Here is a 21,933-nt window from a genome sequence, read left to right on the forward strand (position 1 = left end):
ATTGAAATAGATGCGCGCCTTGCGCTAAGGTTTTGGATTCATCAAAGGACGAGCATGATACGCAGCTCCGTGCAGTCAGTACGCGAACGCCTGGCAGGTTATTCCTGGCTGTCGGATCTTCCGGCCATGTTGTGCTGGGCCGTACTGGTGGGGGCTTGCGGCGCCCTGGCCACCATCGCCTTTCACGAGGGGATGCGCCTGGTGCAGTATCTGGCCACGGGCCGCAGCGGTTCCATCGTAGGCGTCACGCGTGAACTGCCCTGGTATGGCCGCCTGCTGTTTCCCTTGCTGGGGGGCGTGGCGGCGGGGGCCTTGCTTTGGGCCTCCAAGCAACTGAAAGGCAGCACCAATTCCGATTACATGGAAGCGGTCGCCATCGGCGATGGCCGCCTGTCGCTGCGCCAGGGCATGCTCCGATCCCTGTCTTCACTGTCCACTGTGGCGTCGGGCGGTTCGATCGGACGGGAAGGGGCCATGGTGCATATGGCCGCGCTCAGTGCCTCGGCCATCGGGCGCTTCACCCGCTTCAGCACCGCCCGCCTGCGCCTGCTGGTGGCTTGCGGCGCAGCGGCCGGCGTGGCGTCGGCCTACGGCGCGCCGATTGCCGGCGCCCTGTTCGTGGCCGAAATCGTGCTGGGCACCATGAGCATGCAAAGCCTGGGCCCTTTGCTGGTGGCCGCGGCCTCGGCCAATATTGTCATGCGCATGTCCGGCCACTACCAGACCACGTACGCCATGCCCGACATACCGCCCGTGTCCGGCCTCGAGGTGTTGCCGTTCCTGGCGCTGGGAGTGGTTGCGGGCCTGGGCGCGCCGCTGTTCCTGAAGTTCCTGGATTTTTCCCGGCGCCAGTTCCAGCGGACCCAGTTGCCCTTGCCCCTTAGCCTGGGCCTGGGCGGCGGGCTGCTGGGCTTGCTGCTCATCATCGTGCCCGAGGTGGCCGGCAATGGTTATAGCGTCGTGTACGCTTTGCTGCACGCTTCCTGGACCTGGTATGCCGTGGTGGCGATCCTGGTGCTCAAGGTGCTTGCCACAGCGCTGACGGTCGGTTCGGGGGCAGTCGGCGGCGTGTTTACGCCGGCACTGTTCGTCGGGGGCGGGCTGGGCATTCTGTTCGGCATGGTCATGTCCTTTTTCTGGCCCGGCATGAACACCGGGCTTTATATGTATGTCCTAGTCGGGATGGGCAGTTTCCTGGGGGCGGCGACCAGTGCGCCGCTGATGGCGATACTGATGATTTTTGAAATGACGCTCAGCTATCAGGTTGTCCTGCCGCTGATGCTGGCGTGCGTCATCGCGCACTTTGTATCCAGGGCCGTTGCTGAAGTCGCCATGTATGACGTCACGGTGGTGCGCGAGCGCGACGCCTGGTTTCGCTACCAGCTTCGGCGCACCGTCATTCAGGATCTGGTTCGCCCCGCCGATACGGTGGTCGCCACGACCGCGCCGGTACGCGATGCCTTGCAGATGTTCCTGGAATATCCGGTCAAGTATCTGTATGTGGTGGACGAGAAAAATGTTTACCAGGGTGTGATTGCCCAACAGGATCTGACCAGTTTATTGTTGAGCCAGGGGGATGTGCAGAGCAAGCTGGCCGGCGAGGTATTGCGCCTGGACTTCGTCAAAACGCTGTACCCCGATATGGGACTGGATCAGGCGCAGGAATATTTTGTCCATTTCCAGGGCGAACGCCTGCCGGTGGTCAGCCGGGACGAAGCGCCCCGGCTGCTGGGCGTCGTGTACAAGTCGGCCGTGCTCGAAAAATACAGTGCCCTGAAGAAATCCCTGGATACCAGCGGGGAAGCCATGCTGGATTTTCATTCAAGCAGACGTTTGCGTTGAGGGCGCTGTGTCTATGCCAAGTAGCGGTTTTGCGGTGGTTGCCATGATGTTTGATTCGGTAAGGCTGGCGCGCGCCGTTGCGCTGGCCGGATGCGCCACGCTGGCGGGCGCGCTGATGGTCCGGCCGGTGTGGGCTGACGGCCCCCGGCTGCGCGATCTGGCGCCGGTGCAGTTGTTCGCCGCGCCCCAGGTCGACGTCGCGCCGCCGCGATCCTTGCCCGACAATAGCCCGTCCAGGGCTCAGCCTGATGACGAATATGTCTTTACGAACGCCGCTGAAAGCATTCCCGATATTTCCTACAGCTTTTCCTGGAGCAGGGCCGACTCGACGGCCTGGCGATCGGGCAGGCTGTCGCCTTCATCGCCCGGCTTATGGGGTACGTCGGGCTGGCGCCGGGAGCCGTTGCTGGCGGTGCCGTCGCTGGCGGCCCCGGCCGGCCAGTCGTGGACCCTGGGCACGCAGAACTGGCGTTACGCAGGCGACGGCGGGCTGGACGTGACGCTTGGCAGCGACGAGGCAATGGTGCCGGCCTGGGGCAGCTCGGCGCGGCTGGGCGGCATCAACGTATCGCAGTCGTCGCTGGCGGGCGGAGAGGACGCGGAAAACAACTGGCAGTATTCTTTGTCGGTGGGCGCGCTGGATTATTCATCGGGCGACAGCGGCGACCTGAATCTGGGGCCTACCGCGGGCAATTCGGTGCTGCGCTACGGCGTCAGCCCCAGTTTCACCCTCGAGTCGCAGATGCAGGTGGCGCCGGACCTGATGACCACGGGCCTGGGCGGGCAATACAAAACAGACTGGGGCGTCTGGAGCGCAGGCCTGGCGCGGGCCAACCGGGGCATGTACAACGGGTGGCGCTACCAGGCGGCCTACGAACTGGATGTGCTCGAAGACTTGCAGCTTTCCTGGCTGAACGAGCGGCGGGGCGCCGGTTATGCCGATCTGAGCCGCTACACGGCCGATCCCTCGGTGGGCAGTGTGCGCCATAAATGGATGGCCACTGTGCCCATGGGCCGTTGGGGCGACGTGAGCGGCGTGTACGAAAACGAGCAGTCGTCACTGGGCGATACGCGGCGCAGTTTCGGCCTGACCCAGCAGTTCTGGTATAGCCCGAACTTGCGTATTGGCCTGCAGGCCGGACGGGAGATCACCAGCGGCGACTATGATATAGGTATTCGATTCTCGGTACCCATTTACTAAGCATGACCATTTCTCCCCTGGCGACCCTGCAGCAAGTCTTCGGCTACGAGTCTTTTCGTGGCGATCAGCAAGCCATCATCGAACATGTTGTACAGGGCGGCGACGCCCTGGTGCTGATGCCCACGGGGGGCGGAAAGTCGCTGTGCTATCAGATTCCCGCCTTGGTGCGTCCCGGCACCGGCATTGTCATCTCTCCCTTGATTGCGCTGATGCAGGATCAGGTCGATGCCTTGCTCGAGCTGGGGGTGCGCGCCGCGTTTCTGAACTCGTCCCAGGACTGGCGCACCGCGCGCGATGTCGAGCAGGCTTTCCTGAAAGGCGAGCTCGACCTGTTGTACGTGGCGCCCGAACGGCTGTTGACCGACCGCTGCCTTGAGCTGCTGGGGCAGGGGCAGGTCTCGCTGTTTGCCATCGACGAGGCGCATTGCGTATCGCAGTGGGGCCATGATTTCCGCCCTGAATACCTGGGGCTGTCGATCCTGCATGAACGGTGGCCGCAGGTGCCGCGCCTGGCGCTGACCGCGACGGCCACCTCGGCCACCCGGCGCGAAATTGCCGAAAGGCTGGACCTGAATGGCGCGCCCCATTTCGTGGCCAGTTTCGACCGCCCCAATATCCGCTATCGCATCATTGAAAAAAACGAGGTCAGGCGTCAATTGCTGGCCTTCATCAAGGCCGAGCATGAAGGCGATTGCGGCATCGTCTATTGCCTGTCAAGGGCCAGGGTCGAAGAAACGGCCGGCTTCCTGTGCGAGAACGGGATCGCGGCGCTGCCCTACCACGCAGGCTTGAGCGCCAGCGTGCGCGCCGACAACCAGGCCCGTTTCCTGCGGGAAGAAGGGATGGTCATGGTCGCGACCATTGCCTTCGGCATGGGGGTCAACAAGCCCGATGTGCGTTTTGTGGCGCACATCGATCTGCCCAAGTCGGTGGAAGGCTACTACCAAGAGACAGGACGGGCCGGGCGCGATGGGCTGCCGGCGACGGCCTGGCTGGCTTACGGCCTGCAGGACGTGGTGCAGCAACGGCGCATGATCAACGAATCGGCGGGCGATGATGCCTTCAGGCGGCGCCTGGGCGCGCAGCTGGATGCGATGCTGGGCCTGTGCGAAACGGTGACCTGCCGGCGCCAGCGCTTGCTGGCCTACTTTGACCAGACGATCACGCCTTGCGGCAACTGCGACACCTGCCTGGAACCGCCGCAAGCCTGGGACGGCACCATTGCCGCGCAGAAAATTCTTTCCGCCGTGTACCGGCTCTGGCGTGAGCGCGGGCAGCGCTTTGGCGCCGGACACCTGATTGACATCCTGCGCGGCAAGGTGACGGACAGAATCGAGCAGTACGAGCACCAAAGCCTGACGGTTTTCGGCATAGGCGCCGATTTGTCTGAACAGGCCTGGCGCGGCGTACTGCGCCAATTGCTGGCGCAAAGCCTGCTGGCTGTGGACCACGAGGGCTATGGCACCCTGGCCCTGACCGAAAGCAGCCGTGCGGTGCTCAAGGGCGAGAAGCAGCTGATGTTCCGGCGCGAACCCGAGAAGAAAGCCCGCAATAGCCGGTCAGCCAGCGCGCGCGGCAAAGATGCCGGTATTGTCCTGCCGCCCGAGGCGCAGCAGCGCTTCGAAGACCTGCGCGCCTGGCGTGCCGACGTCGCCCGTAGCCACGGTGTGCCGGCCTATGTGATATTTCATGATGCGACCCTGCGCGAGGTGGCCATGAACTGCCCGCAAACGCTGGAAGACCTGGGCGGCATCAGCGGGGTGGGCGTGCGCAAGCTGGAAGCCTACGGGGAAGATCTGCTGCGCTGCGTGGCCGGTTAACCGCCGCCGCCCGCCGATCAGTTGAACAGGTCGGGCGTTCCGGAAGCGCTGGCGGGCGGCGTCAGCCCCAGGTGCCGCCAGGTGGTCTGCGTGGCGATGCGCCCGCGAGGCGTGCGCTGCAAATAGCCTTGCTGTATCAGGAAGGGCTCGATGACGTCCTCGATGGTGTCGCGTTCTTCGCCGATCGCCGCGGCCAGGCTGTCCACTCCCACCGGCCCGCCGTCGAACTTGTGGATGATGGCTTCCAGCAGCTTCCTGTCCATCAGGTCCAGGCCTTGCGGGTCGACTTCCAGCATGGACAGCGCCGCGCCGGCCACGGCCGCGTCGATGCTGCCGTTGGCTTTGACTTCGGCATAGTCGCGCACCCGGCGCAGCAGCCGGTTGGCAATGCGCGGCGTGCCGCGCGCGCGGCGCGCGATCTCGACAGCGCCCTCTGGCGTCGCATGCGCATTCAGCAGGTGTGCGCTGCGCGTGACGATGTGGGTCAGGTCGTCGGCGTTGTAGAACTCCAGCCGCGACACGATGCCGAAGCGGTCGCGCAGCGGGTTGGTCAGCATGCCGGCCCGGGTGGTTGCGCCCACCAGCGTGAAGGGTTGCAAGTCTATCTTGACGCTGCGCGCGGCCGGCCCTTCGCCGATCAGGATGTCGATCTGGAAATCTTCCAGCGCCGGGTAGAGGATTTCTTCGACCACGGGTGAAAGCCGATGGATTTCGTCGATGAACAGCACATCGTTTTTTTCAAGATTGGTCAGCAGGGCGGCAAGGTCGCCCGGGCGCTCCAGCACAGGGCCGGACGTTTGGCGCAATTGCACCCCCATTTCGTGGGCAACGATGTGTGCCAGCGTGGTTTTGCCCAGGCCGGGCGGGCCGAACAGCAAGACGTGATCCAGCGCTTCGCCCCGGTTCTTGGCGGCGGCGATGAAGATTTCCAGTTGTTCGCGCACACGGTGCTGCCCGATATATTCCTTCAGTTCGCGCGGACGCAGGGCCCGTTCCACCGAGTCTTCGTTGGGTGAGCTGCTTTGCGGCGCCACCAGGCGTTCGGGAGCGGGAATGCTGGACAGTGAATCGGAATGAATGGCCATGTTTGCTGTGCTGATTATATTTACAGTGCTAATCGTACTCTACTACCGCCTGTTTGCGCAGCCTTGCGGCGATTGCAGCATAATGGGTGGCCTGCCTTGCATGCGCAGGGCCCTGTTTTATTTTCTACCGATAGTGGAACCTCATGAGTGCCAGTCTACCTTCTTACGATGACGTCGTTCAGGCCAGCAACACCTTGCAAGGCATTGCGCACCGCACGCCTGTGCTCACCTCCGCAACCTTGAACGCCCGGCTGGGCGCCCAGGTGTTTTTCAAGTGCGAAAACTTCCAGCGCATCGGCGCATTCAAGTTCCGCGGCGGCTATAACGCCCTGTCGAAACTGACCGAGGCGCAGCGCAAGGCCGGCGTGATTGCGTTTTCGTCGGGCAATCATGCCCAGGCCATCGCCCTGGCCGCCCGCTTGCTGGGTGTCCAGGCCACCATCGTCATGCCGCAGGATGCGCCGGCGGCAAAGAAAGCGGCGACACAAGGTTATGGCGCGCGCGTGGTGGACTACGATCGGCAGACCCAGGACAGGGAAGCGGTCGCGCATGCGCTGATGGAACAGCAGGGGCTGACACTGATTCCGCCTTTCAATCATCCCGATGTGATCGCGGGGCAGGGTACGGCCGTCAAAGAGTTGCTGGAAGAAACCGGCGGCCTGGATGCTTTGTTCGTCCCCCTGGGCGGGGGCGGGCTGTTGTCGGGCTCTTTGCTGGCCGCCCATGCCATCAGCCCCGACTGCGCGGTATACGGCGTCGAGCCCGAGGCAGGCACCGATGGCCAGCAATCCCTGCGCACGGGTGAAATCGTCCATATCGCGCCGCCCAGCTCGATTGCCGATGGCGCATTGACGCAAGCGCTGGGTTCGCTGACCTTTCCCATCTTGCGCCAGTACGCCCGCGATGTGCTGTCGGTCAGCGACCCGCAACTGGTGCAGGCGCTCAGGTTTTTTGCCGAGCGCATGAAAATGGTGGTTGAACCCACGGGCTGCCTGGGGGCGGCGGCGGTGTTCAACGAAATCGTTCCGGTCAGGGGCAAGCGGATCGGCGTGGTGCTGAGCGGCGGCAACGTCGATATCTCGGCCTACGCCCGTTATCTGCAGTCGGCCTGAACCTAGGCCCTGGCCAGCGATTTCAGCGCCAGGCGTATGCCTTCGGCGACATCGATCCCTTCGGGCAAGGCCTTGAGCGCGGCCTGGGTTTCGTTGTTTGAATAGCCCAGCGACAGCAGGGCGTTCAAGATGTCGTCGCGTCCGGCCGATGGCGTGCCGGCGCTATGCGCCAGGTCGGCGCCCAGCTTGCCGCGCAATTCCAGCAACAGGCGCTCGGCCGTCTTCTTGCCTATCCCGGGCACGCGTGTCAGGCGGCCTGTTTCCTGCTGCGTGATCGCGCTGGCCAGTTCATCGACCGTCATGCCCGACAGCACGGCCAGGGCGGTGCGGGCGCCTATGCCCGTGACCTTGATCAGCGCCCGGAACGCACTGCGCTCGTTGGCCGACAAGAAACCGTACAAGGTATGCGCATCTTCACGCACGGCAAGGTGGGTGTAGAGCGTGACCCTGGCGCCGTTCTCGGGCAGATCGTACAAGGTGCTCATGGGAACGTCGATTTCGTAGCCGACGCCGCCCACGTCTATGCAGACGACGGGCGGGGTTTTTTCAAGCAAGGTGCCGGTAATGCGACCGATCATGGGATTTCCTTATCAACTGGTGTAAGCCGCCGGGGCGCTTGAGCGTGGGGCCTTAGCCCAGCAAACGGCCCCCGCGTATGCGGCTGGCCCGTCCCGCTGCCAGCACGCCGGTGTCTTGCAAGCGCTGCTTCAGCGGGTGAAAGTGGGCGTGGCAGATGGCGCAGGCCAGGGCATCGGCCGAATCGGCGGCCGGCAGGCCGTTCAGGCCCAGAAGATGCTGCACCATTTTCTGCACCTGTTCCTTGGCGGCGTGGCCATTGCCCACCACGGATTTCTTGATCTGCAGGGCCGTGTATTCGTGCACCTCGAGCAGGCTGTCAGCCAGTGCGCACATGGCGGCGCCCCGTGCCTGGCCCAGCAGCAAGGTGGACGCCGGATTGGTATTGACGAATACCTTTTCCAGCGCCGACACGGTGGGCCGGGCGCTTTGGACGATCTCGCGGATATTGTCGAGTATGACCTTCAGGCGCCCCGCCAGCGGCTGATCCGCAGGGACCACGATGGTGCCGCTGGTGACATACTGCAGGCGCGTGCCCTGGACATCGATGACGCCAAAACCGGTGCGCCGCAGCCCCGGATCAATGCCCAGTATGCGCATGGCTTAGTGGCGGAAATGCCGCGCGCCGGTGAAGACCATGGCAATCCCGCGCTCGTTGGCGGCCGCAATGACTTCATCGTCGCGCACGCTGCCGCCCGGCTGGATGACGCAGGCGGCCCCGGCATCGGCCACGACATCCAGGCCGTCGCGGAACGGGAAGAAGGCGTCGGACGCCACGGCCGATCCGGCCAGGCTCAGACCCGCGTTCTCGGCCTTGATCGAGGCAATGCGCGCCGAGTCGATGCGGCTCATCTGGCCCGCGCCGACACCGAGCGTCATGCTGTCGCCGACAAAGACAATGGCGTTGGATTTAACGTACTTGGCCACTTTCCAGGCGAATTTCAGGTCTTGCATCTGCTGCGCCGTGGGGGCCAGCCGGGTGACGACCTTGAAAGCGTCTTCGGCGACCTGGAAGTCGTCGGGATTCTGCACCAGCCAGCCGCCGCCCACCCGCTTGATGTCGAAATCGTTATGGGCGTTGCCTTGCGGCACTTCGAGCACGCGCACGTTCTTTTTGGCGGCGAAAACCGCCAGGGCTTCAGAAGAATAGCCGGGCGCCAGCAGGACTTCGACGAACTGATTGCTGATGGCCTGGGCCGTGGCTTCGTCCACCGGGCGATTGAAGGCGATGATCCCGCCGAACGCCGACGTGGGGTCTGTCTTGAATGCTTGCTGGTAGGCCAGAAGCGGGCTGTCGCCCAGCGCGACGCCGCAAGGGTTGGCGTGCTTCACGATCACGCAGGCGCTGCTCTGGAAGCTGCGCGCGCATTCCCAGGCCGCGTCGGCATCGGCGATGTTGTTATAAGACAGTTCCTTGCCTTGCAACTGGCGGTAGCTGCCCAGCAGGCCGGCCTTGACGGGTTGGTCGACGTAGAAAGCGGCGGTCTGGTGCGGGTTCTCGCCGTAGCGCAGAACCTGTTGTTGCGTGACCTGGACCGTCAGCGTGCGCGGCCAGGCGCTGCGTTCGGGCGCCTGGTCCTGTGCGGGTTCGGCGGCCGACAGGCTGCTCAAGTACGAGGCGATGGCGCCATCGTAGGCCGCGGTGTGGGCATAGACCTTGGCGGCCAGTTCGAGCCGCAGGGCGTACGAGGGATGCCCCTGCGGGCCATCCATGTCGGCCAGAATGCGCGGGTAGTCGGCGGGGTCGATGGCGACCGTGACGCCGCCTTCGGGCGTGCCATGGTTCTTGGCCGCGGCGCGCAGCATGGCCGGGCCCCCGATGTCGATGTTTTCAACGGCGTCGGCAAAAGTGCAGCCCGGCTTGGCGATGGTTTCACGAAAGGGATACAGGTTGACGACCAGCAGGTCGATGCGGTCTATGCCGTGTTCGTCCAGGGTGCTCAGGTGTTCGGCGCTGTCGCGGCGCGCCAGCAGGCCGCCATGGATCTTGGGGTGCAGCGTTTTTACCCGTCCGTCAAGGATCTCGGGTGAGCCGGTATGGCTGGCCACTTCGGTCACCGCCAGGCCGGCGCCGGCCAGTTGCCTGGCGGTGCCGCCGGTGGACAGCAGGCGTACGCCGCGCTGCGCCAGGGCCTGGGCGAATTCAACAATACCGGTTTTGTCGGAAACCGAAAGTAAAGCAGTCTGGATTTTCATGGAATGGAAATAAAGGGTTTGAAATCAGGGTTGCAGATCGTGCGCCAGCAGTTTCTTGCGCAGGGTGCTGCGTGTGATGCCCAGCATTTCAGCCGCCTTGGACTGATTGCCATGGGTCTGTTCAAGCGCAATTTGCAGGACGGGCCGTTCGACGCAGTTCACGACCATGGCCAGCAGGTCGCGCGGCTGGGCTTCGTCGCCCAAGTCGGTGAAATAGCGTTCGAGTTGGTCGCGTACTGATTGCTCCAGAGGGTTAGTTGTACTCATGATCCTTGGTGACGATGTTTTCGGGTGTGACGGGGTTAGCTTCCCCGGCCGCCCTGGCCATAATTGGCTCGTTGGGTGGATGGCGGTCAAACCATTGCTCGATGGCGCGGGTTTGCTCGCCGGTACTGCTGATGGCGTTGACCTGAGGTAAAAGCGCCTGGGCATCCGGCAGGTCGGCCAGATACCAGCCTATATGCTTGCGCGCGGAGCGGACCCCGGTAAATTCGCCATAAAACTGATAATGGTCTTCCAGGTGGTCCAGCAGGCAATCGCGCAGTTCGCCATAGGTGGGCGGCGGCAAATGTTCGCCGTTGGCCAGGTAATGGCTGATTTCCCGAAAAATCCAGGGCCTGCCTTGCGCCGCGCGCCCGACCATGACCGCATCCGCACCTGTGTACTCTAGTACGTATCTGGCTTTCTCGGGACTATCGATATCCCCATTGGCAACCACCGGAATCTGTACTGCCTGCTTGACCTCTCGTATCGTATCGTACTCCGCTTTGCCCTGGTACAGGTCGCAGCGGGTGCGTCCGTGCAAGGTAATGGCCGCGATGCCGATATCTTGCGCGAGCCGTGCAATATGCACGGCGTTGCGCGATGCGCGATCCCATCCCGTACGTGTTTTCAGTGTAACCGGAACGCCGCGCGGCGAGCAGGCGTCGACCACGCTGCGCAGGATGCCGGCCACCAAGGCTTCGTTGCGCAGCAGCGCCGACCCCGATGCCACATTGCATACCTTCTTGACGGGGCAGCCCATATTGATATCGATGATGCGCGCGCCTTTTTCAATATTGAAGAGGGCGGCCTCGGCCATCATGCCGGGATCCGATCCGGCGATCTGTACGGCGATGGGGTCGATTTCGCCGTCGTGGTTCAGGCGCCGCGATGTCTTGACGCTGTGCCACAGGCGCGGATTGCTGGCGGCCATTTCAGACACGGCATAGCCCGCCCCCAGTGCCTTGCATAATTTGCGGTAGGGGCGATCGGTCACCCCTGCCATGGGGGCGACAAAAACGGGGTTGGGAAGAGACCATGAGCCGATGCGCATCGAGCGATTTTAACCCCCGATGCGGATTCGGGGGATGGGTTCAAGTGCGCAAGCCTTGTAACAGATGGCGAGCCAGGGGCTTACGCAGGAAGGGCGCCAGGTCCAGTGCCAGCAGGGCCAGGCCGCCGGCGTGCTCGACCAGGGGATTGCCGGTACTGAATGCCCGGGGCAGGAAATCGGTGATGCCTGCGGTCAGCCACCGGTCGGGCCGGCGCATGCCGGCAAACCGGGCCAGCAAGGGGCTTGGGTCGGTATGGGGACGGGCCAGCCACGGCGCCAGGGCCTGTCCCAGTTGGGCCGCGTCCCGCAGCCCCAGGTTCAGTCCCTGGCCGGCGACCGGATGCAGGGTCTGGGCGGCATTGCCGATGGCCACGGTTCGGTCACTGATCAATGACGGCCCGGCATGCAGGGCCAGCGGAAACACATGCCGTTCGGCCAGGCACTGGAAGCGGCCCAGCCGGTCGCCGAACATGCGGTGCAGGGCCGTCTCGAATTCGTGGTCCGGCAGCGCCTGCAGGCGGGCGGCGTCCTCGGGCGCGCAGCACCAGACGATGCCGTACACATCGTCTTGTTGAGGGTGGGGCAGCGCGGCCAACGGCCCTTGCCGGGTAAAGCGCTCGAAGGCCCAGCCTTTTCTGGGCCGCGAGGCCCTTACGGTCGCCAGCACGGCATGCTGCTTGTAGTGGCGTTCGATGCCTTGCGGCCTGGCGCCGTCGGACTGGATGGCCACGCTGCCGGAAAGATCCCGGCCTTCGTGCTGGAACAGCACATGCCCCGGCCCGGGCAAGGGCGTCGAGGCGGCCTCGAGCAGGGTGACGCCGCTTTGCCGCAGTGCCTGGTGCTGGGCCGCCAGCAGCGCGTCGTAGGTCACGACGCTGCCCAGGCGCGGAACGCCCAATTCATCGTGCGTGATCAGTGCCCGGCCCAGCCGCCCGCGCTGCGAGACGTGCACGGTATCGATGCTGGCCGATTCGGCCGGCCAACTGTTCAATTGCTCCAGCAGCACCCGGCTGCCGTGGTTCAGCGCCAGGGTGCGTGGATCGACGCCGCCGTCCTGGTGCCGGCCCGCGTGGAATTGCCGGCCCAGCAGCGCGATGCGTTCGGGCCGCGGGGACTTGCCGGCCAGAATAAGCGCCAGCGCGCTTCCGGCCGGGCCGGCGCCGCTGATGACAATATCGTAGGTGGGCGTATCCATGTGCATTCCATGCTTGACTACTACAATACGCAAAATTGTAGGCTTTTATTGATAGAACCGGGATCATGACTCAGACCGCTGTTACTGTTCCAGTGCGCCATCGAAGCAAGGTGGCTGCTGCCTGGCTGGCATGCCTGTTGGGCGTGTTCGGCGCCCACTGGTGGTATATGGGCCGCGCCAGGGCCTGGGTGTGGACGTCGTTCGCCGTCCTGATGCTGTTGCTGGCGCAGCTTTACCCTGTGTGGTGGGACAGCCCCCCCTTCCTGGTGCTGATCGTTCCCGTCACCGCCGGCTTCATCGAGGCGCTGGTGTTCGCGCTGAAGCCCGACGAGCAGTTCGATGCTAAATACAACGCCGGTTCGGGCCAGGCGACGCGTACGGGCTGGAATGCCGTCATCGCCGCCATTGTGACCACTTTCATGGGCGGCACGGTGATGATGTTCGGCCTGGCGCTGATTGTCATGCATGTGTACACCGCCATGGGCTGGCTCGATGGGTATGTGTACTGAGCACCCATGCCAAACGTTCTTTTCTTGCGCAAGCGTATAAGGGTTGTCCCTAGTCGTCTCTGGCATTACAATAGAGGCTGTCAATTTTACAGGAGCCTTGTGGTGAATTCCGACCCCGGCGATAGTAGCAGCCGATCTTGCATCGGCTATTCCTTCACCAGGCGCGTTTAGGCAGCAGGCAGGCTCACCCAAGCTCCTTTTGCCACGCCCTGGTTTTCCAAGGGCGTGGCAGTTTGAAGCGTCATCCGCATTCGAACTCCCGTCATCATCCGATAATGTGCAACCGCTTGCCGCCAGGCAAACGGTTAGGCGCCGCTCCGGCGGCGCGCATAAGACAGTGGGGGTTTTTATGCGTCTTTTCAATTTGTTTTTGCGCCGTGCCGGCGTTCAGTCCGTACCGGTCCGCATCCCCAGCTCGACATCGCGGCTGACGGTGGTGTGCCCGCGCCATCGGCTTGCCGATGTACGCAAGCAGATCTATCTTGGCTTCGAAGGGGCCGGCCTGCAGGTTGCCACGCTCATGGTCGATCACGTGCCGCCGCAAGATATGGCCCGGGCGTGCGTCACCGTGCATTGCCCGCCCGAACTGCGTCCGGTGCTGATGTCGCAGGCGCGCCAACTTAGCCAGTACCCCGGCGTACAGCAAGTGCAGTGGGGCGACCGGCGTCATATTGCTTTAAACTAGCCGGGTTCGCGCTAACTGGATTTTTCGCCCATGATTGTCATCGATTGGCTCACGCCCTGGGAGTTCTCTCCCTCGCTGCTGTTGATGTTCTTTGCGGGCTGTTGGCTGTTTTTGCGCGGGCGCCGTGTTCACCGGGTCAGTGCGGCGCGCCAGGTTCTCTTTTGGGTCGGTGTCGCCTTCCTGTACCTGTCTATGCACACGCGCATCGACTACTATGCCGAGCGCATGTTCTTCATACACCGCTTGCAGCATCTGGTATTGCACCATCTGGGGCCTTTGCTGATCATGGGGGCTTATCCCGGGCAGGTGCTGCGGGCGGGGTTGCCCATGTCGTGGCGCCTGCGCTTGCGTGATTTCCGCCAGAGCCGGCCGGGCCGGGCGCTCCAGGCCGTGCTGACCAACAAGATATTCGTGCCCGTGCTGTTCGTGGTGCTGGTGGTCGGGTTTCTTATTCCCACGGTCCAGTTCTATTCCATGCTCGACTGGCGCTTGTACCGCTTCATGAACTGGTCGGTGGTCATCAGCGGGTTCATGTACTGGAATCTCATCCTGGACCGCCGTCCCAGTCCGCCCGCCGTGCTGTCGCCGGGGGGGCGCATTATTTCGCCGGTGCTCACCATGGTGCCGCAAATGGTGGTGGGCGCGATCATTACGTTTACAGAGTACGATCTGTATCCCATTTTCGACTTGTGCGGCCGGGCCATCCCAGGCATGTCGGCCTTGACCGACCAGGCCATAGGCGGCTTGACCATGTGGGTGCTGGCCGGTTTTGTCGAAGTATTCGGCTTGTTGTTCGCCCTGGCCACGCTGATGCGTTTATCCGCCAAGAATCGCTTGCCCAATAAACAAGACATACGCCGCGCCAAACAATCGATGGTTGCGCCCGTTTCCTGACGCCGCTTTCTTTCGGACTCATGACCGTTCATCGCCTTGCTTCCCGAACCCGGCCCCGCTCCCGCCTGTTGTGCGCAGGCCTTGTCGCGCTGATGTGCTGGTCCGGGCCCGCCGCCAGTCAGCCCGTCGGTATTCCCAGCATGGGCTCGGCATCGTCCGCTGAATTGCCTCCCGCGCTGGAGCGTACCCTGGGCGACGCCATCATGGAGCAAGGGCGCCGCGATCCCACCTATATCGCCGATCCCGATGTCAGCCAGTATCTGACCGATATGGGCCGCCGCCTGGTGGCGAACGCACCGGGCGGCTCGGGCCAGCGTATTACGGTATTCGGCGTGCGCGACCAGCAGATCAACGCCTTCGCCTTGCCGGGGGGGTATATCGGCATCAACAGCGGCCTGGTGGTGGCGGCACAAAGCGAGTCCGAACTGGCATCGGTCGTTGCCCACGAAATCGGACACGTGGTGCAGCGGCATATCGCGCGCGGCATGACGCAGCGTTCGCAAAGCGGCAATGTCGTGATCGCGGCGCTGGCCGCCGCCTTACTGGCGGCCCTGTCGGGCAGCGGCGATCTGGCTATGGGGGTGGCGGCCTTCGGCCAGGCTGCCGCCGTCGATCAGCAACTGGGGTTTTCCAGGCAGGCCGAGCAGGAAGCCGACCGCGCCGGTTTCGAAATGATGCGCCGCACGGGCTTTGACCCGCGCGGCATGGTGCGCATGTTCGAGCAGCTTGGCAATGCCGCGCGGCTCAATCAGGGAATGGGCGGCGGTGGCTACACGAGCACGCACCCGCTTTCCATCCAGCGTATGTCCGATATCCAGAATCGTGTGGCCGAAGCACCGACCGCCGCGCATCGCGATTCTGATACCTTCTGGTACGTGCGGGCCAAGCTGCGCATACTACAGGCGCGCGACAGCCAGTCGCAGCGCAATGCGCTTGAGCGCCTGCGTCTGGATGCGAACCAGAAAAGCGGTATTGAACAGTCTGCCGCCTGGTATGGCCTGGCGTATGCCGCCTGGCAGAAGAAGGACCTGGCCGAAGCGCAACAGGCGCTGGCCAAGGCACAGCAGGGCGGGCAAACGTCTCCGGAAATCGTCGGGCTGACGGTGGCGCTGACGCAAGCCCAGGGCGATGACGCCCAGGCACTGGCCCTGGCTCAGTCGGCATGGGAGCGCTGGCCGGACAGCCAGGGCATTGCCCTGGCCAGGGTCGAGGCCATGCAGAAGACCGGCCGAGACGCCCAGGCCATTGAGTTCCTGAAGCAGTTAAGCAAGCAATGGCCCGATGTGCCGCGCTTGTATCAGCTGCAGGCGCAAAGCCATGAACGGCTTGGCCAGCAGATAGAGGCCCGGCGCACCATGGCCATCTATTACGAACGGATCGGCGCCTTGCCCACTGCCGTCGAGCAGTTGGAGCAGGCCCGCGGCATGACCAAGGATTTTTACGTACAGTCCGAACTCGACGTGCAGATACGTACGCTTAAAGAGCGGCTGAAATCCGATCGCGAACTGCTGGAGCGGTTCAAGTCCTGATTCGCGTCAGTCAGGCGTTGGTTTCGAAAAAACGGGCCAGCCTGATGGGCAGCCAGCCAATATGGCCTGGAAACGCGCCGCAGACGAAAGCCGCGTGCCCGCCTTCAGCAGGCTGATGCAGCAGTACGCTTGACGAGCAGTCGTGGGAGCCGGGCAGGGAGGGCTCAGGAACGAAAGGGTCGTTGCGGGCATTCAGGACCAGCGTCGGCACGGCGATGGTTTTCAAATGCGGCTTGCTGGACGCGCGCGTCCAGTAGTCGAGCGCATTCTTGTAGCCATGCATGGGTGCTGTGTACAGGGTATCGAACTCGCGCAGCGTCCTGGTCTGGCTGAGCCTGAACATATCGATGTTGCCGGGAAAGCGCTTTGCCTTTTCGCTGATCTTGGCTTTCATGGTCTTCAGGAAGTAGCGTGTGTAAAGCCGCCTGCCCAGCCGGGTTTCAGACAGGCGCACGCCACAGGCGACCAGGTCCATGGGGACGGAAACCGCGGCGCAGGCCGCCAGCCATGAGACTTGGCTGCCTTGCTCGCCAATGTGCTTGAGCATGGCATTGCCGCCCAGCGATACCCCTGCCGCGTGCCAGCGGGCATGCGGCAGGCGTTGCCGGACCGTATCCAGGATGAATTCGATATCGGCCGAGTCGCCCGAATAATAGGCGCGCGCCATGCGATTCGGGAAACCCGAGCAACTGCGGAAATGGGCGATGACAACCACCCATCCCCGTGCGCGGAAGTGCTGGGCGATGGCTTGCGCATAGTGACTGCGGCTGCTGCCTTCCAGGCCATGGAACAGCACGAGCGCCGGCGTGTTCGGCGTGGTGGGCAGGGTGGCCCAGTCTTCGTCCTGCATCCATCGGCGCGCGGCGGTTCTTTGCAGCTGCGCATCGGCCTGCGCGGTCTGGCCGTCGGCCAGGCGGTCTGAAAACAGGCCCGGGCCGGTCCAGTCGAAATCCAGGAAGTCCCCGTCAGGCGTGTTGACGCGTTCGCGCACGAAGGCGATGCGATGGTAGCGGGCCGCCAGTGCGCCGTACACGGTTTGCAGGTGGCCGCCGGGCAGCCAGGCCGGACTTGGGCAGGAAGAGGTATCGATCTGTGCTGTCACAACCCGCCTTCAGTGCAGGGTATCGGGCCGGTCTTGCAAATCGAACAGATCGATTTCCTGCGGCGCGTGCGAAGCATGGTGCAAGATCATTTTCCAGCCTGTGCGGCCTTTGTGGAAAATATTGGTGGTGTAGCAGTGGGCCGACTGGCTGCCTTGTGCCGTGCTGACGGTAAGCTGCTCGATCAGGACATGCACCGAGCTCATGACGCTGGTCATGACCATGGGCCGTATCGGCTGGATGGTGACGGGGCCGTTTGCGAAAATCTGCTGCCACGCGCTTTTGAGGGCGTCATGGCCTATGGTCCGCATGCCGCCGGGGTGAATGCAGACGACCTCTTCGTCGTCGGCCCAGACGCGCATCATCAAGGCAAGGTCGGCTTGCCGGAGTGCTTCGTAGAACGCTTGTTCAGCCTCTTGTGGCGTTGTAAACATGACAGGTAACCAAGAATTGTCGGGGCATTAATCTGCAGAGGAGCGCCCCACTGCAGATTAATGCCCGTGAACCTTTTCGCCTTCTTTCAACTGGTAGGCGGCGCCACAGTATGGGCACAGCGCCTTGCCTGTTTTGACCACTTCAATGTATACGCGCGGGTGCATGCTCCAGAGCGGGGCATGCGGGCCAGGACAGTGCAAGGGCAGGTCCTTGGCTTCAATGAAAATGGTTTCGTCTTTGGGGACGGTTGTTTTTGGGGCGCTGCTCATGGTGGGTCCTAGTAAACAAAACGGAGTGTTGGGTGAACAAGAGCGAGTTTAGGGGTTTATACCTTGCTTAACCAGTGATGGTATTTGGGATTCTTGCCGTTGACGACATCAAAAAACGCTTTTTGCAGCTTTTCGGTGATGGGCCCGCGGCTGCCTTGCCCGATGACGCGGCGGTCGACTTCGCGGATGGGGGTGACTTCGGCGGCCGTCCCGGTGAAGAATGCTTCGTCGGCGATGTAAAGATCGTCGCGGGTCAGGCGCTTGGTCAGCAGGGGGATGCCCAGGTCGGCGGCCAGGGCATGGATGGTCGAGCGCGTAATGCCGGTCAGCGCCGAAGCGATTTCGGGTTCGCACAAGGCGCCGTCCTTCACGATGAAGATGTTCTCGCCCGAGCCTTCCGCGACAAAGCCGTCGGTGTCGAGCAGAATGGCTTCGTCGTAGCCATGGTCGAGCGCCTCGGCGTTGGCGATGATGGAGTTGGCATAGGTGCTGGCGACCTTGGCGCGCGGCATCGTGACATTGACGTGCTGGCGCGCATAGGACGAAATCTTGACGCGTATGCCTTGCTGCAGGGCCTCTTCGCCCAGATACGCGCCCCATGGCCACGCGGCGATGGCGACATGGACGCGGGCGCCCTTGGGCGAGACGCCCATTTTCTCGGAGCCGTAGAACACGAGGGGGCGGATGTAGCAGGATGCCAGCTTGTTCTGGCGCACGACTTCAAGCTGCGCCGCGTTGATGGCATCCTGGTCGTACGGGATGTCCATCTGGTAGATATGGGCCGAATTGAACAGGCGCTTGGTGTGGTCCCGCAGGCGGAAAATGGCGGTGCCCAGATCGGTGTCGTAGGCGCGCACCCCTTCGAAGACAGACAGGCCGTAATGCAGGGAATGGGTCAGCACATGGGTGGTGGCGTCGCGCCACGGCACTAGTTTTCCGTCGTACCAGATAAAACCATCGCGATCAGACATGGACATGGTGCTCTCCCAAAGATGAGGCTTGATTGTACCAAGCGCGGGGGCCTTACAATAGCCGCTTTTCATGTAAGGTCTTGTGCTCGTGGCCCAGTCCAGATTCGCTTCGTTGTGTCCCGACAGCTCTCAACGGAAAAGCTTGAAGTCCGGCCTGACGGACGCCCTGCCTGCGATGGTCGCCACCGGCACCTGGGGCTTCGTCACCGGGATTGCCCTGGTGAAATCGGGCCTGACGGAAAGCATGGCAACGCTGATGACCCTGATGGTCTATGCTGGCTCGGCCCAATTGACGTCTTTGCCCCTGATTGAATCCTCGGCGCCGCTGTGGCTGATTTTCGCCGCCGGGACGGTCGTCAACATACGGTTTGTGATTTTCGGCGCGGCGCTCCAGCCCTTCTTTCGCCATATGTCGTGGTTCAAGCGCCTGATCCTGGGGTACTTGAGCACCGATTTCTCGTTTGTCCTGTTCATGGCGCGCTATGGCGATAGCCGGGACAAGGGCACAAAAGACCAGCTGTGGTATTTCCTGGGCGTGATTCTTCCAGGCTGGCTGACCTGGAACCTGTTTTCGCTGCTGGGCATTTATCTGGGCGCCTTCGTGCCGGCCAGTTGGTCGCTTGAGTTCGCCGCCATACTTGCCTTGATGGCCATCGTTCTCCCGCTGGTCAAGACGCGTCCCATGGTCATGTGCCTATTGGTGGCAAGCGTGATCGCCTGGGTAAGCCAGCCTTTGCCGCTGCGCCTGGGCCTGGCCGCCGCGGTCATCGGCGGCATTCTGGCGGGCGTGCTGACCGAGCGCCGGCTGCATCGCAACACAGGGGCGGCACGATGACGGGCAACCTTGAGTACGATCTGTACATTCTGGGCGTGATCGGCCTGTTGACGGTATGCAGTTTCCTGACCCGCGCTGGCTATTTCCTGTTCGGCGACCACATTCCGCTGACTGATTCGGTGCGCAGCGCGCTGCGTTACGCGCCGGTTGCCGCCCTGGTCGGCATTGTGGTGCCCGAGCTCTTGCCCTGGACCGAGTCCGGTCCTGTGGTGGATATCCGGCTACTGGCGGCGATAGCCGCGGTGCTGGTGTTTTGGCGCACCCGCAGTACCGTCATGGTCATTGTGGGCGGCATGGTGGCCTACTGGATACTGAAAGCGCTGGCCGGATTGTTCTGAAGCCGGGCCGCCGGGCCGGCAAAGCGTATGCTTTTAACGACACTCCGCCGTTTTTATCCGGGCTGTGGACGTGCTGCGCGCGCCCAAGTCATGATGCTGTCGCATGCTGCGTTAAAATAGCGGGGTTATAAAAGCTACGCGCGGGGTGCTCCTGCGTCGGGCGCAACCATTTTCAATGACCGAAACTACACATACACACCCAGATACTCCTGCCGCCACTTTTTCCGATTTTGGCCTGCATCCCAGCATTCTTCAGGCAGTCGCCGAAACCGGATACACCACTCCTACGCCCATTCAGGCCCAGGCCATGCCTATTGTCATGGATGGCCGCGATGTCATGGGAGCGGCGCAAACCGGCACGGGCAAGACGGCGGCATTCACGTTGCCCATACTGCATCGCCTGATGCAGTATGCCAATACCAGTGCGTCGCCGGCGCGCCATCCGGTGCGTGCGCTGATCCTGACGCCCACCCGCGAACTGGCCGACCAGGTCGCCGACAGCGTCATGACCTACAGCAAGTCCACGCCCTTGCGCTCCACCGTCGTGTTCGGCGGCGTCGATATCGGACCGCAGCGCGATGCCTTGCGCCGCGGCTGCGAGATCCTGATTGCCACGCCGGGCCGCCTGCTGGACCATGTCGAGCAGAAGAACGTCAACCTGAGCCAGGTGGGCATCCTGGTGCTCGATGAAGCCGACCGCATGCTCGACATGGGCTTCCTGCCCGATCTGGACCGTATCGTGCGCTTGCTTCCGGCCAAGCGCCAGGGGCTGCTTTTTTCCGCCACCTTCAGCAACGAAATCCGCAAGCTGGGCCGCAGCTACCTGAGCAATCCCGCTGAAATCGAAGTGGCTGCCCGTAATGCAACGGCCGACACCGTCAGCCAGATCGCCTATCCCCTGGCGGGCACCGACAAGCGCGCCGCGGTCGTGCATCTGGTCAAGTCGCGCGGCTTCAATCAGGTCATCGTTTTTTCCAACACCAAGATCGGCACCAGCCGGCTGGCGCGCGAACTGGTGCGCGACGGGGTCAAGGCCGAATCCATCCACGGCGACAAAAGCCAGCTTGACCGCATGAAAGCGCTGGAAGCCTTCAAGGCGGGCGAGCTCGAAGTCCTGGTGGCCACCGATGTGGCCGCGCGCGGCCTTGACGTGGCCGGCGTGCCTTGCGTCATCAATTACGATCTTCCCTACAACGCCGAGGACTACGTCCACCGCATCGGCCGTACCGGGCGTGCCGGCAACACCGGCGAGGCGATTGCCTTCTTTTCGCCCGACGAGGAACGGTATCTGCTCGATATCGAGAAACTCATCAAGACGAAAATCCCCCGTGGCCAGCTTGCGCTGCCAGCGGCATCGCGCCGCCCGGCATCCGGCTCCGGCCGCGGCGACCGCCGCAGCTATGGGGGCGGCGCAACGCCGTCCAAGCCGGTAGACGAGTTCTTCTACAAGCCGTATGTGCCGTCGGCCACGCCGCGTGCCACAGAGGCTGCGCGGCCCACGGCCGCAGCCGCTACGAGCAAGAAATCGGTGGGCGTCCTGTTGGGCGGCCGCTAAGGCGCCGGCCCCGGCCGGCACGGCATATTCTTAGGCGTTGTCCAGCAGTGTCAGCAAAGGCCCCGGGCCTTGCGCCAGCACGGGCGAGCGCTGATCGGCGCGTTCGATCAGCCGGTCAAGATGGGCGATATGCGGCAGCAGCGTACCGAAAAACAGATTGCCCTGCCGGCCCTGTATCAGCAGCGTTGGAAAATTCTCGACGTCTTCATCGCCGAGCAGCTCCGGATTTTCTTCGATATCCACCCACACAAACGTGCACTCCGGCCATTTTTCGGCCAGCGCATTGAAATGGGGGCGATATTCTGTACAGGTATCGCACCAGGCGGCACAATAGCAGGCAATGGTCAGGCCGTCGTGGCGGCCAAGCTGCGCCGCCAGGGCGGGGGTGTCGTATTGGGGTTCAAACACGGGCATAAAGACAAATAGGACCTGGTTTGACTATGATAGTCGTGTCATTGATTCAAGGTTGCT

General features: G+C 63.0%; 23 protein-coding genes. 11 read left to right on the top strand and 12 right to left on the bottom strand.

Annotated elements, in window-relative coordinates; all coding sequences use genetic code 11:
* Nucleotides 1-54: 54 nt before the first annotated feature.
* Genes RE432_RS09710 through recQ form a run of 3 tightly spaced genes read left to right on the top strand, consistent with a single transcriptional unit; the run spans nt 55 to nt 4,863 of the window.
* A complete protein-coding gene (locus RE432_RS09710) occupies nt 55-1,842 on the top strand; it encodes a ClcB-like voltage-gated chloride channel protein (RefSeq protein WP_310933226.1) in 1,788 nt (595 codons plus the stop codon).
* A 43-nt stretch (nt 1,843-1,885) separates the two neighbouring features.
* Complete coding sequence (locus RE432_RS09715) at nt 1,886-3,043, top strand: hypothetical protein (RefSeq protein WP_310933227.1); 1,158 nt, start codon at nt 1,886-1,888, stop codon at nt 3,041-3,043.
* A 2-nt stretch (nt 3,044-3,045) separates the two neighbouring features.
* Nucleotides 3,046-4,863 (top strand): DNA helicase RecQ, encoded by a 1,818-nt coding sequence (gene recQ / locus RE432_RS09720; RefSeq protein ID WP_310933228.1) that lies wholly within the window; start codon nt 3,046-3,048, stop codon nt 4,861-4,863.
* A gap of 17 nt (nt 4,864-4,880) precedes the next feature.
* On the opposite strand, the gene ruvB is transcribed toward recQ, so the two are convergent.
* Nucleotides 4,881-5,948: a Holliday junction branch migration DNA helicase RuvB gene (ruvB, locus tag RE432_RS09725; protein WP_310933229.1), complete on the bottom strand. Its 1,068-nt coding sequence runs from the start codon at nt 5,946-5,948 to the stop codon at nt 4,881-4,883.
* A gap of 143 nt (nt 5,949-6,091) precedes the next feature.
* Between ruvB and RE432_RS09730 the strand changes: the two genes are divergently transcribed.
* A complete protein-coding gene (locus tag RE432_RS09730) occupies nt 6,092-7,060 on the top strand; it encodes a threo-3-hydroxy-L-aspartate ammonia-lyase (RefSeq protein WP_310933230.1) in 969 nt (322 codons plus the stop codon).
* Nucleotides 7,061-7,062: 2 nt separating this feature from the next.
* Here the strand turns inward: RE432_RS09730 and ruvA are convergent, their stop codons facing one another.
* The 6 genes from ruvA to RE432_RS09760 are packed head-to-tail and all read right to left on the bottom strand — an operon-like array spanning nt 7,063 to nt 12,342.
* A complete protein-coding gene (gene ruvA / locus RE432_RS09735) occupies nt 7,063-7,638 on the bottom strand; it encodes a Holliday junction branch migration protein RuvA (protein ID WP_310933231.1) in 576 nt (191 codons plus the stop codon).
* 52 nt (nt 7,639-7,690) lie between these two features.
* On the bottom strand, nt 7,691-8,236 hold the full coding sequence (ruvC, locus tag RE432_RS09740) for a crossover junction endodeoxyribonuclease RuvC (RefSeq protein ID WP_310933232.1): 546 nt from the start codon (nt 8,234-8,236) through the stop codon (nt 7,691-7,693).
* A gap of 3 nt (nt 8,237-8,239) precedes the next feature.
* The gene (gene purH, locus RE432_RS09745) at nt 8,240-9,832 is read right to left on the bottom strand and encodes a bifunctional phosphoribosylaminoimidazolecarboxamide formyltransferase/IMP cyclohydrolase (protein WP_310933233.1); all 1,593 of its coding nucleotides are present in this window, start codon (nt 9,830-9,832) and stop codon (nt 8,240-8,242) included.
* A gap of 24 nt (nt 9,833-9,856) precedes the next feature.
* Nucleotides 9,857-10,099 carry a helix-turn-helix domain-containing protein gene (locus tag RE432_RS09750; protein ID WP_310933234.1) on the bottom strand — a complete coding sequence of 81 codons (243 nt, stop codon included), beginning with the start codon at nt 10,097-10,099 and terminating at the stop codon, nt 9,857-9,859.
* Nucleotides 10,086-11,147 carry a tRNA dihydrouridine synthase DusB gene (gene dusB, locus RE432_RS09755; RefSeq protein ID WP_310933235.1) on the bottom strand — a complete coding sequence of 354 codons (1,062 nt, stop codon included), beginning with the start codon at nt 11,145-11,147 and terminating at the stop codon, nt 10,086-10,088. Before dusB ends, RE432_RS09750 begins: the two co-directional genes overlap by 14 nt.
* A gap of 40 nt (nt 11,148-11,187) precedes the next feature.
* Complete coding sequence (locus RE432_RS09760; RefSeq protein ID WP_409079840.1) at nt 11,188-12,342, bottom strand: FAD-dependent monooxygenase; 1,155 nt, start codon at nt 12,340-12,342, stop codon at nt 11,188-11,190.
* Between the two features lie 65 nt (nt 12,343-12,407).
* Here RE432_RS09760 and RE432_RS09765 point away from each other — a divergent pair, with 65 nt between their 5' ends.
* The 4 genes from RE432_RS09765 (at nt 12,408) to RE432_RS09780 (ending at nt 15,959) form a co-directional block, all read left to right on the top strand.
* Nucleotides 12,408-12,851 (top strand): TM2 domain-containing protein, encoded by a 444-nt coding sequence (locus tag RE432_RS09765; protein ID WP_310933236.1) that lies wholly within the window; start codon nt 12,408-12,410, stop codon nt 12,849-12,851.
* A gap of 349 nt (nt 12,852-13,200) precedes the next feature.
* Nucleotides 13,201-13,536, top strand: coding sequence for a hypothetical protein (locus RE432_RS09770; protein ID WP_310933237.1), 336 nt, complete (start codon nt 13,201-13,203; stop codon nt 13,534-13,536).
* 30 nt (nt 13,537-13,566) lie between these two features.
* A complete protein-coding gene (locus tag RE432_RS09775; protein ID WP_310933238.1) occupies nt 13,567-14,430 on the top strand; it encodes a cytochrome c oxidase assembly protein in 864 nt (287 codons plus the stop codon).
* Between the two features lie 20 nt (nt 14,431-14,450).
* Entirely contained in the window at nt 14,451-15,959 is a 1,509-nt protein-coding gene (locus RE432_RS09780; protein WP_310933239.1) for a M48 family metalloprotease, read from the top strand.
* 10 nt (nt 15,960-15,969) lie between these two features.
* Here RE432_RS09780 and RE432_RS09785 read toward each other — a convergent pair whose 3' ends face one another.
* The 4 genes from RE432_RS09785 to RE432_RS09800 are packed head-to-tail and all read right to left on the bottom strand — an operon-like array spanning nt 15,970 to nt 18,740.
* Complete coding sequence (locus RE432_RS09785) at nt 15,970-17,061, bottom strand: alpha/beta fold hydrolase (protein ID WP_310933240.1); 1,092 nt, start codon at nt 17,059-17,061, stop codon at nt 15,970-15,972.
* 9 nt (nt 17,062-17,070) lie between these two features.
* A complete protein-coding gene (locus RE432_RS09790) occupies nt 17,071-17,493 on the bottom strand; it encodes a nuclear transport factor 2 family protein (protein WP_310933241.1) in 423 nt (140 codons plus the stop codon).
* A 57-nt stretch (nt 17,494-17,550) separates the two neighbouring features.
* The gene (locus tag RE432_RS09795) at nt 17,551-17,763 is read right to left on the bottom strand and encodes a zinc-finger domain-containing protein (RefSeq protein ID WP_310933242.1); all 213 of its coding nucleotides are present in this window, start codon (nt 17,761-17,763) and stop codon (nt 17,551-17,553) included.
* Between the two features lie 56 nt (nt 17,764-17,819).
* On the bottom strand, nt 17,820-18,740 hold the full coding sequence (locus RE432_RS09800; protein WP_310933243.1) for a branched-chain amino acid transaminase: 921 nt from the start codon (nt 18,738-18,740) through the stop codon (nt 17,820-17,822).
* A gap of 169 nt (nt 18,741-18,909) precedes the next feature.
* Here RE432_RS09800 and RE432_RS09805 point away from each other — a divergent pair, with 169 nt between their 5' ends.
* From RE432_RS09805 to RE432_RS09815, 3 genes are all read left to right on the top strand, one after another.
* Nucleotides 18,910-19,569 (top strand): AzlC family ABC transporter permease, encoded by a 660-nt coding sequence (locus tag RE432_RS09805; protein ID WP_310934189.1) that lies wholly within the window; start codon nt 18,910-18,912, stop codon nt 19,567-19,569.
* Nucleotides 19,566-19,907 carry an AzlD domain-containing protein gene (locus tag RE432_RS09810; RefSeq protein WP_310933244.1) on the top strand — a complete coding sequence of 114 codons (342 nt, stop codon included), beginning with the start codon at nt 19,566-19,568 and terminating at the stop codon, nt 19,905-19,907. The genes RE432_RS09805 and RE432_RS09810 overlap by 4 nt, the downstream gene beginning before the upstream one ends.
* A gap of 175 nt (nt 19,908-20,082) precedes the next feature.
* Nucleotides 20,083-21,462: a DEAD/DEAH box helicase gene (locus RE432_RS09815; RefSeq protein ID WP_310933245.1), complete on the top strand. Its 1,380-nt coding sequence runs from the start codon at nt 20,083-20,085 to the stop codon at nt 21,460-21,462.
* Nucleotides 21,463-21,492: 30 nt separating this feature from the next.
* On the opposite strand, the gene RE432_RS09820 is transcribed toward RE432_RS09815, so the two are convergent.
* Entirely contained in the window at nt 21,493-21,876 is a 384-nt protein-coding gene (locus tag RE432_RS09820; RefSeq protein WP_310933246.1) for a thioredoxin family protein, read from the bottom strand.
* Between the last annotated feature and the right edge of the window lie 57 nt (nt 21,877-21,933).

Origin of the sequence: Pusillimonas sp. SM2304, assembly GCF_031628915.1 — a bacterium.
GTDB lineage: Bacteria > Pseudomonadota > Gammaproteobacteria > Burkholderiales > Burkholderiaceae_B > Pusillimonas_C.

What these genes read in the sequence shown, in the direction of transcription:
- ruvC (WP_310933232.1), bottom strand. Translation starts at nt 8,236, where the DNA reads ATGCGCATACTGGGCATTGATCCGGGGCTGCGGCGCACCGGTTTTGGC.
- RE432_RS09765 (WP_310933236.1), top strand. Translation starts at nt 12,408, where the DNA reads ATGACTCAGACCGCTGTTACTGTTCCAGTGCGCCATCGAAGCAAGGTG.
- RE432_RS09810 (WP_310933244.1), top strand. Translation starts at nt 19,566, where the DNA reads ATGACGGGCAACCTTGAGTACGATCTGTACATTCTGGGCGTGATCGGC.
- RE432_RS09730 (WP_310933230.1), top strand. Translation starts at nt 6,092, where the DNA reads ATGAGTGCCAGTCTACCTTCTTACGATGACGTCGTTCAGGCCAGCAAC.
- RE432_RS09760 (WP_409079840.1), bottom strand. Translation starts at nt 12,342, where the DNA reads ATGGATACGCCCACCTACGATATTGTCATCAGCGGCGCCGGCCCGGCC.
- RE432_RS09815 (WP_310933245.1), top strand. Translation starts at nt 20,083, where the DNA reads ATGACCGAAACTACACATACACACCCAGATACTCCTGCCGCCACTTTT.
- RE432_RS09800 (WP_310933243.1), bottom strand. Translation starts at nt 18,740, where the DNA reads ATGTCCATGTCTGATCGCGATGGTTTTATCTGGTACGACGGAAAACTA.
- dusB (WP_310933235.1), bottom strand. Translation starts at nt 11,147, where the DNA reads ATGCGCATCGGCTCATGGTCTCTTCCCAACCCCGTTTTTGTCGCCCCC.
- RE432_RS09780 (WP_310933239.1), top strand. Translation starts at nt 14,451, where the DNA reads ATGACCGTTCATCGCCTTGCTTCCCGAACCCGGCCCCGCTCCCGCCTG.
- RE432_RS09770 (WP_310933237.1), top strand. Translation starts at nt 13,201, where the DNA reads ATGCGTCTTTTCAATTTGTTTTTGCGCCGTGCCGGCGTTCAGTCCGTA.
- RE432_RS09820 (WP_310933246.1), bottom strand. Translation starts at nt 21,876, where the DNA reads ATGCCCGTGTTTGAACCCCAATACGACACCCCCGCCCTGGCGGCGCAG.
- ruvA (WP_310933231.1), bottom strand. Translation starts at nt 7,638, where the DNA reads ATGATCGGTCGCATTACCGGCACCTTGCTTGAAAAAACCCCGCCCGTC.
- RE432_RS09805 (WP_310934189.1), top strand. Translation starts at nt 18,910, where the DNA reads ATGGTCGCCACCGGCACCTGGGGCTTCGTCACCGGGATTGCCCTGGTG.
- RE432_RS09750 (WP_310933234.1), bottom strand. Translation starts at nt 10,099, where the DNA reads ATGAGTACAACTAACCCTCTGGAGCAATCAGTACGCGACCAACTCGAA.
- RE432_RS09790 (WP_310933241.1), bottom strand. Translation starts at nt 17,493, where the DNA reads ATGTTTACAACGCCACAAGAGGCTGAACAAGCGTTCTACGAAGCACTC.
- RE432_RS09795 (WP_310933242.1), bottom strand. Translation starts at nt 17,763, where the DNA reads ATGAGCAGCGCCCCAAAAACAACCGTCCCCAAAGACGAAACCATTTTC.
- ruvB (WP_310933229.1), bottom strand. Translation starts at nt 5,948, where the DNA reads ATGGCCATTCATTCCGATTCACTGTCCAGCATTCCCGCTCCCGAACGC.
- recQ (WP_310933228.1), top strand. Translation starts at nt 3,046, where the DNA reads ATGACCATTTCTCCCCTGGCGACCCTGCAGCAAGTCTTCGGCTACGAG.
- RE432_RS09775 (WP_310933238.1), top strand. Translation starts at nt 13,567, where the DNA reads ATGATTGTCATCGATTGGCTCACGCCCTGGGAGTTCTCTCCCTCGCTG.
- RE432_RS09710 (WP_310933226.1), top strand. Translation starts at nt 55, where the DNA reads ATGATACGCAGCTCCGTGCAGTCAGTACGCGAACGCCTGGCAGGTTAT.
- purH (WP_310933233.1), bottom strand. Translation starts at nt 9,832, where the DNA reads ATGAAAATCCAGACTGCTTTACTTTCGGTTTCCGACAAAACCGGTATT.
- RE432_RS09715 (WP_310933227.1), top strand. Translation starts at nt 1,886, where the DNA reads ATGATGTTTGATTCGGTAAGGCTGGCGCGCGCCGTTGCGCTGGCCGGA.